The organism is Stenotrophomonas sp. LARHCG68, from assembly GCF_052871705.1.
Genome location: NZ_JBIXJV010000003.1, coordinates 179,873 through 196,649, shown reverse-complemented (window position 1 = coordinate 196,649; position 16,777 = coordinate 179,873). Strand labels below are relative to the sequence as shown.

The following is a 16,777-nucleotide window of genomic DNA, read 5'->3' as shown; positions in this document are numbered from 1 at the left end:
CTTCCGCCGGCGTTTTCCGTAAGCCCTCAGCGCACGTCCACCCAGACCAGATGGTGGTCGCTGCCGTCGGCGATCTTCGCCTCGGGGCTAGCGTTGGCCGGCCAGAACACGCCGCTGCCGATGTAGCTGAAACCCGTGGATGGCAGCACGTAGTCCAGGCGCATCGTGCCCGAGCGCGGGCCGAAATCACCGGTGGCGTGCTGCGGTGCGCCGCGTCGGACCAGGCCCTTTTCGGCATAGGCCAGGCTGGTCTCGCGCGCGCCCTCGCTGCTCGGCGTGGGGTAGCGCAGCACGCGCGGATGCTCGAGCAGTTCGAGGATGGCGTCGTGGCGGCCGTCGCCATCGACCGGGTCGTTGTTCATGTCGCCGACGATCACGAACCGCGCATCGGCGGCCAGCCCGCCGCAGCGGCCCTGGTCGTCGCACAGCCAGGCGTCGTTGCCGCCATCGAGATAGTCCTTCCACAGCCGCAGCTCGTCATGGTTGCGCGCGGCGTTGCGCTTCTCCTTGCCATCGAACACCGGCGGGGTGGGGTGGGAGGCCAGCACGTGCACGGTGCCCAGCGGGGTTTCCACCGGAACGTCCCAGTGCGATTTGGACGACAGGCGCAGCTGTGACCACACCGCATCGGGCCAGAACGATTTGCCGGTGCCTGGCTCGATCGGGCGCAGCGCGCCGGGCATGGCGCTCCACTTCAGCAGCTGGAAGCTGCGTACGTGCTTCTCGTCGATGGGGTAGCGGGACAGCACCAGCATGCCGTACTGGCCCGGGTGCAGGCCGTAGCCCCACGCATCGTTGCCACGCTCGCGGCCGGTGCCGCCGACGCTGCCGTTGTTGTCCAGGTCCAGGCCGCTGGGCACGCCGGTGTTGACCGGTGCCAGGTAGCGGTAGGGGTAGTGCAGCGGTTCGCCGCCACCGGGCTGGGCCACTTCGAGGTAGCGCTGCTGGAACAGCTCGGCGGCCCGGTGGGCCGGGTCGAAGTCGAACTCGTTGAGCAGCACCAGGTCCGGGCGCGCCTGTTGCAGCACCGCGGCGATCTTGCGTGCATGGGCGCTGTCGCCCTGCAGTTCGCGGATCAGGCCACCTTCCTCGTCGGAGTACAGCGAGGTGTTGTACGTGGCCAGCCGCAGGTGGTCGGCGGAGGAGGGCACGCTGGCGGTGTTCGCGGAGGTGGAACAGGCTGCCAGCAGCAGGGTCATGGGGAGCAGGAAAGTGGGAATGCGCATCCGGGCATTTTCTCACGACCTCATGACCGGTACGAGAAATACGAACGCCCCGCGGGGGCGGGGCGTCCGAGGTCCGGCTCAGCGTGGGATCAGAACGTGCAGCCCATGGCGCCGAAGCTGGTCTTGGCCTGGTCCATGGCGGTCTTGCACTGGGCGGCCAGGGCGGTCTTGTCGGAGATGCCCTTCCAGGCGTTCTTCGACTGCTCGATGCCCTGCTTCATCATGTCGCGCTGGGCTTCGGGAACCTTGTCGCTGATGCAGGCGTAGACCTTCTCCAGGTACTGGTCGCATTCCGGGACGCCAGTGCCGGCATCAACGGTGTCGGTGGTCGGCGCCGGGGTCACGGCGGCCGGGGCGGAGGCGGCCGGAGCTGCGGGGGCTGCCGGGTCGGCAGGCGTCTCGGCCTTCTTGCAGGCGGCCAGGGACAGGACGGCGAAAGCGGCAACAGCCAGGATCTTGATCTTCACGCATAGCTCCAGTTGGACAGGGGTTCTTCCTTTTGGCCGCCGCGAGGTCCGCGGCGACGGGCGTAACTTTGCGTGAACTTTGGTTAAATTCAAATCAAGACTGCAACGCTTCGTTCCCTGGATCGGCCTGCCGCCAGTGCCGCCCGTCGAAATACTCCAGCGGATGGTAGCGGCGCTTGTAGTCCATCTTGCGATGGCCGTGGATCCAGTAGCCCAGGTACAGGTGGGGCAGGCCACCGCGCTGGGCCCAGGCAATCTGCTGCAGGATCGCGAAGGTGCCCAGGCTGCGCTTGTCCTGCTCCGGGTCGAAGAAGGTGTACACCGCCGACAGGCCGAGTTCGGTGACGTCGGTCACCGCCACGCCCAGCAGCCGGCCGCGCTGGTGGTCCACGGTCGGGCTGCGGATCTCCATGAAGCGCCCATGCGACCAGCTGCCGATCAGGAACTGGTCGAACTCGTGTGGGCCATGGTCGTCCATGCCGCCACGGGCATGGCGGTGCTGCAGGTAGCGCTGGTAGAGCGCGAACTGCTCGTCGGTGCGTTCGGCCGGCAGCACCCGGCATTCCAGGTCGGCGTTGCGGGCCAGACAGCGGCGTTGGCTGCGGTCCGGCGCGAAGCGCGCCACCGGGATGCGCACCGGCACGCAGGCACGGCAGTTCTGGCAGTGCGGGCGGTAGACCAGGTCGCCGGAGCGGCGGAAGCCCCAGCTCAAGGCCATCGGGTACAGCGTGCCCAGGCGCTCGTCCTGGGGATCGAGCACGAGATCGCGCGCCTGCCGCTCCGGCCAGTAGCCGCAGGGGTGTTCCCCGGTCTGGAACAGGCGTAGTTCCTGATTGGTTTCGTCATGTACTGCCATGGGGCAAGCATAGCCCCGCGTCGTCGCAGAACCTGCGTCTGTCTGCCCGATGAATATCGCCGGTGGAGGCGTCAACCGGTGCTTCCCCCGCGCGTTGACGGTAGCGAGGACGCACTGTCGCGTCCGTTCTTCCACCAACGGAGTCGCACCATGACCCAACGCAAGCCCTTCCTCCTGCTGGCCCTGCTGCTGGCCACGTCGGCCACCGGTGTTGCACTGGCTGCCAGTCCCGCCGGCCAGCGGCCCACGCCGCCGCGCATGGATGCCAACGGTGATGGCGTGATCGATCGCCAGGAAGCCGCCTCGCACCCACGCCTGGCCCAGCGTTTCGACGAGCTGGACAAGAACAAGGATGGCAAGCTGTCGCGTGAGGAGCTGCCGGCCCCGCGTTTCGCCGGCCGGCATGGCCATGCGGGCCATGGCCATGCGGGCCATGGCGGACGTGATGGCTTCATGCTGCGCGGCATGGACACCGACAATGACGGCCGGATCAGCGCTGCCGAATACCGGGCCCACTTCGACCGTCTCGACGTCAACAAGGACGGCTTCATTGACCAGGCCGACCGCCAGGCCCGCGCCGAGCAGCGCCGCACCGAATGGTTCAACCAGGCCGACACCGACAAGGACGGCAAGTTGAGCCAGGCCGAACTGGACGCAGCACGCGGCAAGGAGCGGTCGCGCGGCCCGCGCGGTCCGATGCCGCCGCAGGCTCCGGCTGCGAAGTAACCCTTCCGGAGAGGCGCCGATCGACAGCACCCCCGCTGGCAACAGCGGGGGTGTTTCATGTCCGGCCTCAGTTGCCCATCAAGGCGTACGCCACCGCAGCCACCACGAGCAGCGACGCGCCAACCACCGCACTGCGGCCGAACAGGCTGCGATAGACCCAGGTCGGGCCACGGCGGCCGTGGCGCGCGGCGTCGCGCGCCAGCATCGGCGCCATCACCCGCGGCAGGCTGACCAGGTACTGGTAGTTCAGCACGGTCATGCCCACGGCGATGACCAGCACCCCGGGCAAGGGGCCCATCCGCAGCAGCACCGTCGCCATCGTGCTGGTGCAGAACAGGAAGGCAGTGGTGACATGCAGGCGCAGGAAACGGCGCAACTGCGTGCGCTCCTGCGCGGTCTCGGCATAGCGCAGCAGGTAGAGGCTGGACAGGTAGGCCGACAGCATGCCGAACGCGATGCTGCCGATGACCAGCAGGATGTCGTGGGAGTTGGGCATCAGGGTGTTCACCGTCGCCCCGAGCGTGCCGGCGGCGGCACCGCCTCCGAGGGTGGTCGTGCCCAGGCCACTGGCCCCCAGCTTGCCGGCGCCGGCGGCGGTGCCGACCACGATGGCGCTGGCGGTGCCGGGCGCGGCCAGCATCACCGTCGAGCAGACCGCCGCGGCAAAGGCTGTGCCCGGCGCGGTGCTGCGGGCGAACTCGCCGAAGCGCTTGAGCAGTTCGTCGCGCACGGTGGCGCGGGCACGCGACAAGCGCTTGCGCACGGCGGCATCGCTCAGGCCCAGCAGCCGTGCGACCTGCTGCGAGCTCTGACCTTCGCGGTAGAACAGCAGCAGGGTCTCGCGGCTGTCCTCGGGCAGGGCCGAGATGATTTCCTCGGCGACCAGTTCCTCTTCGACGCGGCTCATTGCCTCGACCGCATCCGGTGCGGGGTCGGCGGCCATGCCGATGGCGATCTCGGCCGCCTCGCCGCTGAGGGGGCGGTTGTGGTTGGCTCGCAGCCAGTCCCGGGCCAGGTTGCGGGTGATCTGGCGCAGCCACGGCAGGAAGCTGGCGCCGTTGTTGAGTTGGTTGAGCTGCTGCCAGGCCTTGATGAAGGCCTCCTGGGCGATGTCCTCGCTGGCCTGCACGTCGCGGGTGATCGCCAGGGCGATGGCGGTCACCGTGTTCTGGCAACCCAGCACGATGCGCCCGTAGGAGCGGGTGCAGCCGCGGCGGGCGGCGGGCAGTTCCTGTTGCAGCAGGGTGTCCAGCGTGGCGGTGGTCATGGGCGCTTCCCTCGGGGTTCGCAATGCATGACGCAGGCCAGCGCTGGATGTGACCGGGGACGGGGAAACGGGGAGAAGGCCGGGCAGGGTGGTGGCACTGGCGTTTCCCCGTTTCGGATCCGGGTTACTTCTTGCCGGCGTCCGGCGCGGTGGTCGGCTGGATCCGCACGCGTACTTCCTCCGGCGCCTGTGGCGCCGCGGGCTGGGCCTGCGGGGCGGGCGCGCGTGCTGGCGGGGTGGGCGTGGCCTGCCGGCGCAGCATCATCAGCAGCACCACGCCGGCGATCACCGCCAGCAGGATGATGCGGATGCGCCATGCCCAGCCGCGGCCGCCGCTTTCCTGCTGCGGCATTTCGCGGAAGGCGTACTCGGCGACGGGATGGTCGGTACGAGTGGTCTGCAGCAGGTTGGCGCCGCGCAGGATCTCGCGCGCACGCGGCTGGTCATTGGCATGCACCACCCACACCGCGGGATGGTTGGTCCCGTCGCTCTTGTCCAGGTAACTGAACTGGCCGCGGCGCTTGCTGTGGTACGAGTGGCCGTTGGTGACGCGGACCTCGATGTCGGCATCGCGCAGCATCTGCGCCACCGCCTCGGCGTTCTCCACGCGCTGGCTGCTGAAGATCTTGCGCATGGCTTACTCCTTGCCGCCGTCGGCGCCGGTGGAAGGCGTGACGCGGATCAAGCCTTCCTGCGCGGTGCTGGCCACCAGCACGCCGTCACGAGTGAAGAACTGGCCCCGCGCCAGGCCGCGCGCGTCCTGTGCGCTCGGGCTGTCCAGCGAGTACAGCAGCCAGTCGTCGACGCGGAACGGGCGATGGAACCAGATGGCATGGTCCAGCGAGGCCATCTGCACGTGCGGTTGGTAGTAGCTGATGCCGTGCGGGAACGTGGCGGTGCCGAGCAGGTGGAAGTCGGAGGCATAGGCCAGCAATGCCTGGTGCAGCTCCGGTGCATCGCCGACCCTTTCGTTCAGTCGCAGCCACACCTGGTGGTAGGGCGGGCGCTTGGGCGGGTGCAGTTCGTCGCGCGGATAGACATGGCGGAACTCGAACGGGCCGCCGCGCGAAAGCCAGCGCTGCACCTTCACCGGCAGCCGCTCGAGCACGTCGGCCGGCAGCGGGCGGTTGGGCTCGATGTCTTCCGGTGCCGGCACCTCCGGCATCTTGTGCTGGTGCTCGGCGCCGCGTTCGGCCTGCTGGAAGGAGGCCGCGCAGAAGAAGATCACCTTGCCGTGCTGGATCGCGGTGACGCGGCGCACCGAGAAGCTGCCGCCGTCGCGGGTGCGGTCCACGTCGTAGATGATCGGGTGGTCGATGTTGCCGGCACGCAGGAAATAGGCATGCAGCGAATGCACGTGGCGGCCGTTGTCGATGGTGGCCTGGGCGGCGGCCAGCGCCTGCCCCAGCACCTGCCCGCCGAACACGTACTTGGTGCCGATATCGCGGCTCTGGCCACGGAACAGGTTGTCCTCCAGCCGCTCCAGCGACAGCAGGTCAATCAGTTCGGGGACAACGGGTTCGGCATTGGCGGACAAGACGGCGGCCTTCGGTTCGACAGGCCGCGATTATAGCGGGCGGCAGCGCGCCGCCCGCCGGCGGGGCTCAGTTCTTGCCCAGGCGTGCGGCCAGCGCCTGCAGCGCGCCCTGGGCGTCGGCCGAGTACCAGGCCTCGACGAACCGCTCAAGCTGGATGTGCTCCGGTTGCATGGCGTCGTGCAGGTCGGCGCGGGCGATGGCGCGGGTCTGCAGCATCGGCTGGCGCGGCAGCTTGAGCTGTGCCTGCAGCCAGGCAACCGCCTGCGCGACGACCGCGTCGGCACCATTGGCCAGTTCATCGACCAGGCCGATCTCCAGCGCCCGCTCGGCGGTGACCAGCTGGCCGCCGGCCAGCAGCACGCCGGCACGGTGGGTGCCGACCACGCGCCGCATCAGGCGCTGGATGCCTTCCGGCGCGACCAGGCCGACCTGTACTTCGTTCAGGCCGATCACATAGGGCTTGGCCGGGTCGACGCTGCGTGCCATCACCCGGTAGTCGCAGCACAGCGCCAGCACGCAGCCGCCGGCCGGCGAGTGGCCGGTCAATGCCGCCGCCACCGGGATGCGACTTTCGGCCAGTGTGCGGGCGGCGCCGAAGAAGGCCTGCCAGCTGTCCAGCAGCTTGTGCTTGTCCTGGCCATGGCGCAGCAGGTATGGCACGTCCATGCCGCCGGTGAAGATACGTTCGCTGCCGGACAGCACGATGCCCTGCACGTCGTCGGCCATGGCCTGGTTCAGCGCGGCGATCAGCGACCGGCAAAGCTCGGTGTCCAGCGCGTTGACCGGCGGCCGGGCCAGGCGCAGTTCGCGGATGGGGCCATGGTTGATCACTTCGATGAGCGTGGTCATGCTGCGGTTTCTCGTACGGCAGGGAGTCGTGGTTTCGATGATAACCAAACCATTCGTGTGCGTACTGTTGGGCCTATGTGGGTTCGGGGCCGCGGCTCAAACGCGCGCGCCGGCCTGCGTGACGATCACCGAAGGCTGGGCGCGCCTGCCACCGGGCGCCATGCCGATGACGGCCGGCTACGCGCGCTTCCGCAACGATTGCCGTACCGAGGTGGTGGTGGTGGCCGCGGGCAGCCGCGCGTTCGGCGAGGTGTCGTTGCATGAAACCACGCAGGTGCAGGGGGTCAGCCGGATGCGCGAGGTGGCGCGGCTGCCGATCCCGGCCGGGGCGACGGTGGAGCTCAAGCCCGGTGGCCTGCACCTGATGTTGATGCAGCCTGCGCTGGCGCTGGCGCTGGCCGAGGGCACGCGGGTGCCCCTGCGGCTGAGTCTGGAGGACGGGGCCAAGGTGGACGGCACCTTGCAGGTGCGGCGTCAGGCGCCGGGGCAGCCCTGACCGTCCCACGCAGCGGGATCCGCGTCCGGGCCGGGAGCCGCCTGGTGGCCGTGCCGCACCTGCTTCATCCAGTCGCGCGGTGATGCGCCCACCTTCGCAGTGAAGGCGCGGGACAGCGCCGAGGCATTGGCATACCCCAGCTCTTCGGCCAGCGCGGTGATCGGCCGGCCACGCAGCAGGTCGCGTTGCGCCAGCGCGATGCGCCAATCGGTCAGGTAGTCGGCCGGGGTCTGCCCGACCCACGTGCGGAAGGTGTTGGCGAAGGCGGTGCGTGACATGCCGGCGCGTTCGGCCATGCGTGCCAGTGTCCATGGATGGCCCGGCGTGTCATGCATCGCCACCAGCGCACGGGCCAGCCGCGGCTCGGACAGGCCGGTGATGAAGCCCGGACGGATGCCCGCTTCCTCCGGGTGATCAAGCAGCCAGCGCAGCAACTGGATGACCACGACCTCGAACAGACGGTCGGTCAGCAGGCGCTGTCCACAGCGTGCCTGGTCGGTTTCGGCGAACAGCAGCTCCAGTGACAGCGCCAGTCCGGGTACCCGGTCCAGTGGCAGCGCGACCAGTGGCGGCAGCCCCCGGACCAGCGGATGGGCCATGCCGCCATCGAAATCCAGCCGGGCACAGGTGAAGTCGGCACCGTCACGGGGCGGGTTGTGGAACCGGTGGGTCAGCGGACGGGGATAGAACAGCAGGCTGGGGACATCGAAATGCATCCGCTCCGGCAGGTCGCGGCGGCCGGGGTGGCTGACCTCGAGCTGGCCGCGGCGCAGCACGTGCAGGAAGGCGTGGCCTTGGCCGGCGTCGAAATGGGTGAGTCCGCACAGGGGGCCCGAGTGGTACAGCTGCGCCCGGAAGCGGAAGTTGTCCAGGATGCCGGCCAGCCGATCCATCGGGGGAGTGGCGCTCATTTGTATCAATTGGTTTGTTTGGCGTACGAATCGTATCAAATGATCCGTTCGGATGGCGGAGACTGGCTCCACGGGCAGCCCGCCCGATGCGTCCCACCCCACCGATCAGGAGATCACCATGTCCCGTGTCAGCCTTCAGTCCCAATCCGTTCCCGCCGCCAGCCAGCCGCTGCTCGCCCAGATCCAGCAGGCCTTCGGCGCCACCCCGAACATGTTCAAGGCCGTCGCCAACTCCCCGGCCGCACTGCAGAGCATGTGGGCCGCTTTCGGTGCCTTGGGCAAGGGCACGCTCGGCGCACGCCTGGGTGAGCAGATCGCCGTGGCCATCGCCAATCGCAACCGATGCGAGTACTGCCTGGCCGCCCATACCGTGCTCGGTCAGCAGGCCGGCGCGACCGCCACCGACATGGCCGAGGCGCAGCTGGGTCGCTCCAGTGATGCCCGTACCGCGGCGGCGCTGGCGTTTGCGTTGAAGGTGGTGGAGCAGCGTGCGCAGCTCACCGACACGGATGTCGCGCACCTGCGTGGGGCCGGATTCGATGACGGGCAGATCGTGGAGATCCTGGCCCACGTCGCGCTCAACCTGTTCACCAACTACATCAACGTGGCGCTGGATGTGCCGGTGGATTTTCCGAAGGTGGCGTTGAAGTAACGGGGGCGCTGCTGCGCTTCAGCCGGAAGAAGAAAAGCCGCCCTCAAGGGCGGCTTTCTTCATTCCAGCAATGCATACGGCAACTCAGCTCGAAGCGTTCCGCACCGGTTCCGGCAACGGCGCGCTCTTGCCGGTTTGCGTATCCATCCACACGACGACCACATTGCCGTCGGAGTACAGCTTGCTGCTGTCCTGCTGGTCGACGATGCGATGGCCGATGGTCACGCTGCTGTTGCCCAGCCGCTCGACGAACAGTTCCACCACGATGTCGTTGGGCCACACGATCGGCAGGCGGTAGTTGATGTTGGTGTTGGCCACCACCGGTGCGATGCGGTCGCTCATCGACACGCCTTCCACGCCCAGCATCCAGCGCACGCGCGCCTCTTCCAGGTAGGAGACGTACTTGGCGTTGTTGACGTGGCCCATGGAGTCCATGTCGCGCCAGCGCACGCTGATCGGTACGCGGGCCAGTTGCTTGTGTTCGCTGCTCATCACGAGGCCTTCTTCTTGCGGGGGGCGGCGGCTTTCTTGGTGGCCGTCTTCTTGGCGGGCTTTTCCTTGCGCGGCGGGCGCGCATCGGGCTTGTTGGCCACTGCGGCCGGCTGCTCCGGGCGCGCCTGCGTGGACGGCAGCATCCGCGCCAGGAACTGGCCGGTGTACGAGTCCGGATGCGCGGCCACGTCTTCAGGGGTGCCGGTGACCAGGATGGTGCCGCCGCGATGGCCACCTTCCGGCCCCAGGTCGACGATCCAGTCGGCGGTCTTGATCACGTCCAGGTTGTGCTCGATCACCACCACCGTGTTGCCCTCGTCGCGCAGCTTGTGCAGCACGCCGAGCAGGGCCTCGATGTCGTGGAAGTGCAGGCCGGTGGTCGGCTCGTCAAGGATGTACAGGGTGCGCCCGGTATCACGGCGCGAGAGTTCCTTGGACAGTTTCACGCGCTGCGCTTCACCACCGGACAGCGTGGTCGCGCTCTGGCCCAGCTTGACGTAGCTCAGGCCCACGTCGACCAGCGTTTCCAGCTTGCGGGCGATGGTCGGCACCGGTTCGAACAGGCGCAACGCATCCTCGACGGTCATCTCCAGCACGTCGTTGATGTTGTAGCCCTTGTAGAGGATCTCCAGCGTCTCGCGGTTGTAGCGCTTGCCATGGCAGACGTCGCAGGGCACGTACACGTCCGGCAGGAAGTGCATCTCCACCTTGATCAGGCCATCGCCCTGGCAGGCCTCGCAGCGGCCGCCACGCACGTTGAAGCTGAAGCGGCCCGGCGAGTAACCGCGCGCACGCGCCTCGGGCACCTGTGCGAACAGTTCGCGCAGTGGCGTGAACAGGCCGGTGTAGGTGGCCGGGTTCGAGCGCGGGGTACGCCCGATCGGCGACTGGTCGATGTCCACCACCTTGTCGAACAGGTCCAGGCCGTCGATTTCCTTGTACGGCGCGATCGGGTGCGAGGCGCCGTTGATCTCGTTGGCGGCCAGCGAGAACAGGGTGTCGTTGATCAGCGTCGACTTGCCCGAGCCGGATACGCCGGTGATGCAGGTCAGCAGGCCGGCCGGGATGTCCAGGTCCACGCCCTTGAGGTTGTTGCCGCTGGCACCGCGCAGGTGCAGCGTCATCTTCGGGTTGGCCTTGTGCCGGCGCGCCGGGATCTCGATGGCACGCTTGCCCGACAGGTACTGGCCGGTCAGCGAGCGCGGCGCATCGAGGATGTCCTGCAGCGAGCCCTGGCCGACGATCTCGCCGCCGTGCACGCCCGCGCCGGGGCCGATGTCCAGCACGTAATCGGCCAGGCGGATGGCGTCTTCGTCATGTTCGACCACGATCACCGTGTTGCCGAGGTCACGCAGGCGGGTCAGGGTGCCGAGCAGGCGTTCGTTGTCGCGCTGGTGCAGGCCGATGGACGGCTCGTCGAGCACGTACATCACGCCGACCAGGCCGGCGCCGATCTGGCTGGCCAGGCGGATGCGCTGCGCCTCGCCGCCGGACAGGGTGTCGGCCTTGCGCTCCAGGGTGAGGTAATCCAGGCCTACGTCGACCAGGAAGCCCAGCCGTTCGGCGATCTCCTTGACGATCTTGGTGGCGATCTCGCCGCGCCAGCCCGGCAGGGTCAGCTGGTTGAAGAAGGTCAGGGCCTCGTCGATCGGCATCACCACCAGTTCGGGCAGCGGGCGGTCGGCGACGAACACGTTGCGGGCGGCCTTGTTCAGGCGCGCGCCCTTGCACTCCGGGCACGGCCGCTCGCTGATGTACTTGGCCAGCTCCTCGCGCACCGCCGGCGATTCGGTCTCGCGGTAGCGGCGTTCCAGGTTGGGGATGATGCCCTCGAAGCGGTGCTTGCGCTGGCTGCGGCCACCGGCCTCGGTGAAGTAGGTGAAGGTGATCTGGTCCTCGCCGCTGCCGTACAGCACGGCCTGCTTCACGCTTTCCGGCAGCGACTGCCACGGCGCGTCGACGTCGAACTTGTAGTGCTTGGCCAGCGAGGCGATCAGCTGGAAGTAGTAGGCGTTGCGGCGGTCCCAGCCGCGCACCGCGCCGGCGGCCAGCGACAGCTCCGGGTGGATCACCACCCGCGACGGGTCGAAGTACTCGGCCATGCCCAGGCCATCACAACCCGGACAGGCGCCCATCGGCGCGTTGAACGAGAACAGGCGCGGCTCCAGCTCCGGCAGCGCGTAGTCGCAGACCGGGCAGGAGTACTTGGAGGAGAACAGCTGCGGGGTGGCCTTGGCGTCGTCCAGGCTCTGCACCGAGGCCATGCCGTCGCCCAGCTTGAGCGCGGTCTCGAAGCTTTCGGCCAGGCGCTGCTTGAGGTCCTCGCGCGGACGGAAGCGGTCGATCACCGCCTCGATGGTGTGCTTCTGGCGCAGCGCCAGCGGCGGCACCGCGTCGATCTCGTACAGCTCGCCGTCCACCCGGACGCGCACGAAGCCCTGCGCGCGCAGCTGGTCGAACACCTGCACATGCTCGCCCTTGCGGTCCCGGATGACCGGGGCCAGCAGCATGTAGCGCTGCTCGGGGTCCAGCGCCAGCACCTGGTCGACCATCTGGCTGACCGTCTGCGCTTCCAGCGGGTAGCCGTGGTCCGGGCAGCGCGGGCTGCCGACGCGGGCGTAGAGCAGGCGCAGGTAGTCGTAGATCTCGGTGATGGTGCCCACGGTCGAGCGCGGGTTGTGCGAGGTCGACTTCTGCTCGATCGAGATGGCCGGGGACAGGCCCTCGATGTGGTCCAGGTCCGGCTTCTCCATCACGCTCAGGAACTGGCGTGCGTAGGCCGACAGCGACTCGACGTAGCGGCGCTGGCCTTCGGCATAGATGGTGTCGAACGCCAGCGAGGACTTGCCCGAGCCGGACAGGCCGGTGATCACGATCAACTTGTCGCGGGGCAGGTCGAGGTCGATGTTCTTGAGGTTGTGCGTCCGCGCACCGCGGATGCGGATGAAATCCATCGCCATGGGAGATCCGTATTGGACCGCCGCCGGCAGGCCGGCGGCAGAAGTGGGGGGCGTAGCTGACGGCAGTCGATCAGCCTAGCGGCCTTGTGATTTTGGGGCAATTACCGCATTTGCCAGTCCGAAAAGCTGAGACTGGGCGGTAGGCAGGTGATTGTTCAGACACGGTTTTCCCGAGCAGGGGGTGGGTTGACCCGGGCTGGGTTGTGTCGGTAGAATCCCGCTTCTGTCCGCCCTCGATGGCGGGCACGGCGACCACAATAACTACAGAGGAAGTCTGGTCATGTATGCAGTTCTGGTAACTGGCGGTAAGCAGTACCGCGTCGCTCAGGGTGAAACCCTGCGCGTTGAAAAGCTCGAAGTCGAAGCCGGCAGCGAGATCAAGTTCGACAACATCCTGATGCTCGGCGATGCCGACGGCATCAAGCTGGGTGATGCGCTCAAGGGCGCTTCGGTGACCGCTACCGTCGTGGCCCATGGCCGCGCCGACAAGGTCCGGATCATCAAGTTCCGTCGCCGTAAGCACCACATGAAGCGTCAGGGTCACCGTCAGTACTACACCGAAATCCAAATCACCGGCATCGCCGGCTAAGCAAAGGAGAATCCGTCATGGCACATAAAAAGGGCGTAGGCTCCTCGCGCAACGGCCGCGACTCCAACCCGAAGTACCTGGGCGTCAAGATCTTCGGTGGCCAGGCCATCGAGGCAGGCAACATCATCGTGCGTCAGCGCGGCACCCAGTTCCACCCGGGCGCCGGCGTCGGCCTGGGCCGCGACCACACGCTGTTCGCGCTGGTCGACGGCAAGGTCGAGTTCTCGGTGAAGGGCGCCAAGAAGCGTCGCACCGTCAGCGTCGTCGCGGAAGTCTGATTCCGCACGCGCAGGCGCCCACGTCCAGCGTGGGCAGCTGACGAAAGCCCCGCTTCGGCGGGGTTTTTCGTTGGCAGATATATTGGCGGGCCAGCGGTCCGTCGTTCCGGCCAGGCCGGGGCATTGCATAGAATCAGCGGCCAGGCAGTCCTGCCTCCCGCCATCAGTGGGCAACCAGAATCATGAAACTTGTAGACGAAGCGGAGATCCAGGTCATCGCTGGCAACGGCGGTAACGGCTGCGTGGGCTTTCGCCGTGAGAAGTTCATTCCGCTCGGTGGTCCCGATGGTGGTGACGGCGGCGACGGCGGCAGCGTGTGGATCCGTGCCGACGAGAACCTGAACACCCTGGTCGACTTCCGCCATGACCGCATCTTCAAGGCGCAGCGCGGCGAGAACGGCATGGGCCGCCAGGCCTACGGCAAGGGTGGCGAGGACCTGGTCATCACCGTGCCGGTCGGCACCGTGGTGATCAACGTGGCCACCGACGAAGTGATCGGTGACATGGTCCAGCATGGTGACCGCCTGCTGGTGGCCAAGGGCGGCAAGGGCGGCCTGGGCAACATGCACTTCAAGAGCTCGACCAACCGTGCCCCGCGCCAGGCGCTGCCGGGCGAGGAGGGCGAGGACCGCCTGCTCAAGCTGGAGCTGAAGCTGTTGGCCGACGTCGGCCTGCTGGGCTTCCCGAACGCCGGCAAGAGCACCTTGATCCGCGCGGTCTCGGCGGCGACGCCGAAGGTGGCTGACTACCCGTTCACCACGCTGTACCCGAACCTGGGCGTGGTGAAGGTGGAGAACTACCGCAGCTTCGTGATCGCCGACATCCCGGGCCTGATCGAAGGCGCTGCCGACGGCGCCGGCCTGGGTGCGCAGTTCCTGCGCCACCTGCAGCGCACCCGCCTGCTGCTGCACCTCGTCGACATCTCGCCGATGGAAGGGGGCGTGGAAGGCATCTCGCCGGTCGAGCAGGTGCGTGCGATCGAGCGTGAGCTGGGCAAGCACGACCCGGAACTGCTGGAGAAGCCGCGCTGGCTGGTGCTGAACAAGGCCGACCTGATGTTCGAGGACGAGGCGCAGGCCGCGGCCGAGCAGGTGGTCAAGGAGCTGGGCTGGACCGGTCCGTGGTACCTGGTCTCGGCGCTGGGTCGTGAAGGCACCTGGCCGATCATGAAAGACATCATGGCCTTCTTCGACCACCAGAAGCTGCTGGAAGCCGAAGAGCGCGAAGCGCAGGGCGGCTGAGTTTCCCGTGCTGCAGGCAGAAGCGCCGCGCTCCCGAGGGGGAGGGCGGCGTTTTTTTATGCCGGCAGTGCTGAGCCGTGCTCGGCAGGGGCCTTCCCGGGAAAGCCCGGCGGAGCTTGGCTCCGCTCTACGGGGGTTGCGGGCAACAAAAAACCCGGCGCCAGGCCGGGCTTTTCATGCCGGGAGCCTTGCGGCTCCAGGTGATCGCCGGATCAGGCGGCCTTGATGGCCTTGATGCGGGCGGTCAGACGGCTCTTATGACGCGCAGCCTTGTTCTTGTGAATCAGGCCACGGGCGCTGAAACGGTCGAGGATCGGCTGGGCGACGGCAAAGGCAGCCTCGGCGCCGGCGGCGTCGTTGGCGTCCAGAGCCTTGATCACCTTCTTGACGGCGGTGCGCAGCATCGAACGCTGAGCCGTGTTACGCGCGTTGCGCACAACGGTCTGCTTGGCGCGCTTCTTGGCGGACTTGATATTGGCCACAGTGGTGGTTTCCTGAAAATCGATGTGGTGGGAACAGCAAGCTCACAAGTATGATGGCAGACCAAATGAACGTCAAGTCGAGTTGTCAAGGGGGCTGTTAAGTGAGTTCGCCGCGCATGTTGCGGGGGCTGCTGTCGTTCAGCAGCATGACGATGATTTCGCGGGTCCTTGGGCTCGTGCGCGATCAGGCAATATCCATCACCTTCGGTGCCAATGCGACCACCGATGCGTTCTGGGTGGCCTTCCGCGTGCCCAATTTCCTGCGCCGGCTGTTTGCCGAGGGCTCGTTCGCCACGGCGTTCGTACCGGTATTCACCGAGGTGAAGGAAACCCGCCCGCACGCTGACCTGCGCGAGCTCATGTCCCGGGTGTCCGGGACCCTGGGGGGCATTCTACTGGTCCTGACCGCGCTGGGGCTGATTTTCACGCCACAGATCGCCTGGCTGTTCGCCGACGCCGATGCCGCCGACCCGGTCAAGTACGGGCTGCTGGTGGACCTGCTGCGGCTGACCTTCCCGTTCCTGCTGTTCGTGTCGCTGACCGCGCTGGCCGGCGGGGCGCTGAACAGCTTCCAGAAGTTCGCCATGCCGGCGCTGACGCCGGTGATCCTCAACCTGTGCATGATCGCCGGCGCGCTGTGGCTGGCGCCGCGGCTGGAGGTGCCGATCCTGGCGCTGGGCTGGTCGGTACTGGCGGCCGGCGTGCTGCAGTTGCTGTTCCAGCTGCCCTCGCTGAGGGGCATCAACCTGCTGACGTTGCCGCGCTGGGGCTGGAACCACCCGGACGTGCGCAGGGTGCTGACCCTGATGGTGCCGACCCTGTTCGGCTCCTCGGTGGCGCAGATCAACCTGATGCTGGACACGGTGATCGCGGCCAAGCTCAGCGACGGTTCGCAGTCCTGGCTGTCGCTGGCCGACCGCTTCCTGGAGCTGCCGCTGGGCGTGTTCGGGGTGGCGCTGGGCACGGTGATTCTGCCGGCGCTGGCCCGCCATCACGTCAAGACCGATGGGGAAGGCTTCTCCAACGCGCTGGATTGGGGCCTGCGCATGACCCTGTTGATCGCCGTACCGGCGATGCTTGGCCTGTTGCTGCTGGCCGAGCCGCTGATCGCGACCCTGTTCCAGTACCGCCAGTTCACCCCGTTCGATACCCGGATGACGGCGTTGTCGGTCTATGGCCTGAGCTTCGGCCTGCCGGCGTTCGCGCTGTTGAAGGTGGTGCTGCCGGCGTTCTACTCGCGGCAAGACACCAAGACCCCGGTGCGCGCCGGCCTGGTCGCGCTGGTGGCCAACATGGTGTTCAACTTCATCCTGCTGGCGGTGGTCTACCAGATCATGGTGCCGGAGGCGTTGAAGGCGCAGGGAGTGATGGCCGCGCTGGCCAAGCAGCCGGGCCTGCACCTGGCACTGGGCATCGCCAGCGCGCTGTCCAGTTACCTGAACCTCGGATTGCTGTGGTACTGGCTGGGCAAGACCGGCGTCTACCAGCGGCGACCCGGCTGGGGCGGGTACGTGGTGCGCCTGCTGCTGTCCTGTGCGGCGATGGTGGCGGTACTGCTGGCCCTGCTGTACTGGTTGCCGGCGTTCACCCCGATGGACAAGTGGCATCGGATCGGCAGCCTGGCGCTGCTGGTCGGCGGTGGCGGGTTGACCTACCTGCTGGCGATGGTGGCCATGGGCTTCCGCCCGCGCGACCTGCGCGGGCATTGAGGCGCCCGCTATACTTCCGGGCTACATGAGACAGAACC

18 protein-coding genes are annotated in these 16,777 nt (G+C 67.6%); 7 read left to right on the top strand and 11 right to left on the bottom strand.

Annotated elements, in window-relative coordinates:
* Positions 1-26: 26 nt before the first annotated feature.
* The 3 genes from ACIPR8_RS12030 to ACIPR8_RS12020 all read right to left on the bottom strand — a co-directional run bounded on the left by ACIPR8_RS12030 (position 27) and on the right by ACIPR8_RS12020 (position 2,549).
* On the bottom strand, positions 27-1,199 hold the full coding sequence (locus tag ACIPR8_RS12030) for an endonuclease/exonuclease/phosphatase family protein (protein ID WP_243694093.1): 1,173 nt from the start codon (positions 1,197-1,199) through the stop codon (positions 27-29).
* A gap of 116 nt (positions 1,200-1,315) precedes the next feature.
* On the bottom strand, positions 1,316-1,693 hold the full coding sequence (locus ACIPR8_RS12025) for a hypothetical protein (RefSeq protein ID WP_165931079.1): 378 nt from the start codon (positions 1,691-1,693) through the stop codon (positions 1,316-1,318).
* 94 nt (positions 1,694-1,787) lie between these two features.
* Positions 1,788-2,549 carry an arginyltransferase gene (locus tag ACIPR8_RS12020; protein WP_132864527.1) on the bottom strand — a complete coding sequence of 254 codons (762 nt, stop codon included), beginning with the start codon at positions 2,547-2,549 and terminating at the stop codon, positions 1,788-1,790.
* A 150-nt stretch (positions 2,550-2,699) separates the two neighbouring features.
* On the opposite strand from ACIPR8_RS12020, the gene ACIPR8_RS12015 reads away from it, so the two are divergent.
* Entirely contained in the window at positions 2,700-3,275 is a 576-nt protein-coding gene (locus ACIPR8_RS12015; RefSeq protein ID WP_446541179.1) for an EF-hand domain-containing protein, read from the top strand.
* Between the two features lie 67 nt (positions 3,276-3,342).
* Here ACIPR8_RS12015 and ACIPR8_RS12010 read toward each other — a convergent pair whose 3' ends face one another.
* From ACIPR8_RS12010 to ACIPR8_RS11995, 4 genes are all read right to left on the bottom strand, one after another.
* On the bottom strand, positions 3,343-4,542 hold the full coding sequence (locus tag ACIPR8_RS12010; protein WP_446541178.1) for an RNA polymerase sigma factor: 1,200 nt from the start codon (positions 4,540-4,542) through the stop codon (positions 3,343-3,345).
* 124 nt (positions 4,543-4,666) lie between these two features.
* A complete protein-coding gene (locus ACIPR8_RS12005) occupies positions 4,667-5,176 on the bottom strand; it encodes a putative signal transducing protein (protein WP_446541177.1) in 510 nt (169 codons plus the stop codon).
* Positions 5,177-5,179: 3 nt separating this feature from the next.
* The gene (gene tesB / locus ACIPR8_RS12000) at positions 5,180-6,079 is read right to left on the bottom strand and encodes an acyl-CoA thioesterase II (RefSeq protein ID WP_323437818.1); all 900 of its coding nucleotides are present in this window, start codon (positions 6,077-6,079) and stop codon (positions 5,180-5,182) included.
* A 67-nt stretch (positions 6,080-6,146) separates the two neighbouring features.
* Complete coding sequence (locus ACIPR8_RS11995; RefSeq protein WP_446541176.1) at positions 6,147-6,929, bottom strand: enoyl-CoA hydratase/isomerase family protein; 783 nt, start codon at positions 6,927-6,929, stop codon at positions 6,147-6,149.
* A gap of 37 nt (positions 6,930-6,966) precedes the next feature.
* Between ACIPR8_RS11995 and ACIPR8_RS11990 the strand changes: the two genes are divergently transcribed.
* Positions 6,967-7,425 carry a copper chaperone PCu(A)C gene (locus ACIPR8_RS11990; protein WP_446541175.1) on the top strand — a complete coding sequence of 153 codons (459 nt, stop codon included), beginning with the start codon at positions 6,967-6,969 and terminating at the stop codon, positions 7,423-7,425.
* Here ACIPR8_RS11990 and ACIPR8_RS11985 read toward each other — a convergent pair.
* Entirely contained in the window at positions 7,404-8,336 is a 933-nt protein-coding gene (locus ACIPR8_RS11985) for an AraC family transcriptional regulator (protein WP_446541174.1), read from the bottom strand. The genes ACIPR8_RS11990 and ACIPR8_RS11985 overlap by 22 nt on opposite strands.
* Before the next feature lie 118 nt (positions 8,337-8,454).
* On the opposite strand from ACIPR8_RS11985, the gene ACIPR8_RS11980 reads away from it, so the two are divergent.
* Positions 8,455-8,988 (top strand): carboxymuconolactone decarboxylase family protein, encoded by a 534-nt coding sequence (locus ACIPR8_RS11980; protein ID WP_446541173.1) that lies wholly within the window; start codon positions 8,455-8,457, stop codon positions 8,986-8,988.
* 84 nt (positions 8,989-9,072) lie between these two features.
* Here ACIPR8_RS11980 and ACIPR8_RS11975 read toward each other — a convergent pair whose 3' ends face one another.
* Both ACIPR8_RS11975 and uvrA read right to left on the bottom strand, forming a co-directional pair.
* On the bottom strand, positions 9,073-9,480 hold the full coding sequence (locus ACIPR8_RS11975) for an acyl-CoA thioesterase (protein WP_132864518.1): 408 nt from the start codon (positions 9,478-9,480) through the stop codon (positions 9,073-9,075).
* Positions 9,480-12,440: an excinuclease ABC subunit UvrA gene (gene uvrA, locus ACIPR8_RS11970; RefSeq protein ID WP_192286317.1), complete on the bottom strand. Its 2,961-nt coding sequence runs from the start codon at positions 12,438-12,440 to the stop codon at positions 9,480-9,482. Before uvrA ends, ACIPR8_RS11975 begins: the two co-directional genes overlap by 1 nt.
* 280 nt (positions 12,441-12,720) lie before the next feature.
* Between uvrA and rplU the strand changes: the two genes are divergently transcribed.
* The 3 genes from rplU (at position 12,721) to obgE (ending at position 14,548) form a co-directional block, all read left to right on the top strand.
* Positions 12,721-13,029, top strand: a complete 309-nt coding sequence (gene rplU, locus ACIPR8_RS11965; RefSeq protein ID WP_057634525.1) for a 50S ribosomal protein L21 — start codon at positions 12,721-12,723, stop codon at positions 13,027-13,029.
* Positions 13,030-13,046: 17 nt separating this feature from the next.
* Positions 13,047-13,307 carry a 50S ribosomal protein L27 gene (gene rpmA / locus ACIPR8_RS11960; protein ID WP_132864515.1) on the top strand — a complete coding sequence of 87 codons (261 nt, stop codon included), beginning with the start codon at positions 13,047-13,049 and terminating at the stop codon, positions 13,305-13,307.
* A 182-nt stretch (positions 13,308-13,489) separates the two neighbouring features.
* Entirely contained in the window at positions 13,490-14,548 is a 1,059-nt protein-coding gene (obgE, locus tag ACIPR8_RS11955) for a GTPase ObgE (RefSeq protein ID WP_132864514.1), read from the top strand.
* A gap of 212 nt (positions 14,549-14,760) precedes the next feature.
* Here the strand turns inward: obgE and rpsT are convergent, their stop codons facing one another.
* Positions 14,761-15,030: a 30S ribosomal protein S20 gene (gene rpsT, locus ACIPR8_RS11950; protein ID WP_057629708.1), complete on the bottom strand. Its 270-nt coding sequence runs from the start codon at positions 15,028-15,030 to the stop codon at positions 14,761-14,763.
* A gap of 116 nt (positions 15,031-15,146) precedes the next feature.
* Here rpsT and murJ point away from each other — a divergent pair, with 116 nt between their 5' ends.
* Positions 15,147-16,739 (top strand): murein biosynthesis integral membrane protein MurJ, encoded by a 1,593-nt coding sequence (gene murJ, locus ACIPR8_RS11945; RefSeq protein WP_192286316.1) that lies wholly within the window; start codon positions 15,147-15,149, stop codon positions 16,737-16,739.
* The last annotated feature ends 38 nt before the right edge of the window (positions 16,740-16,777 follow it).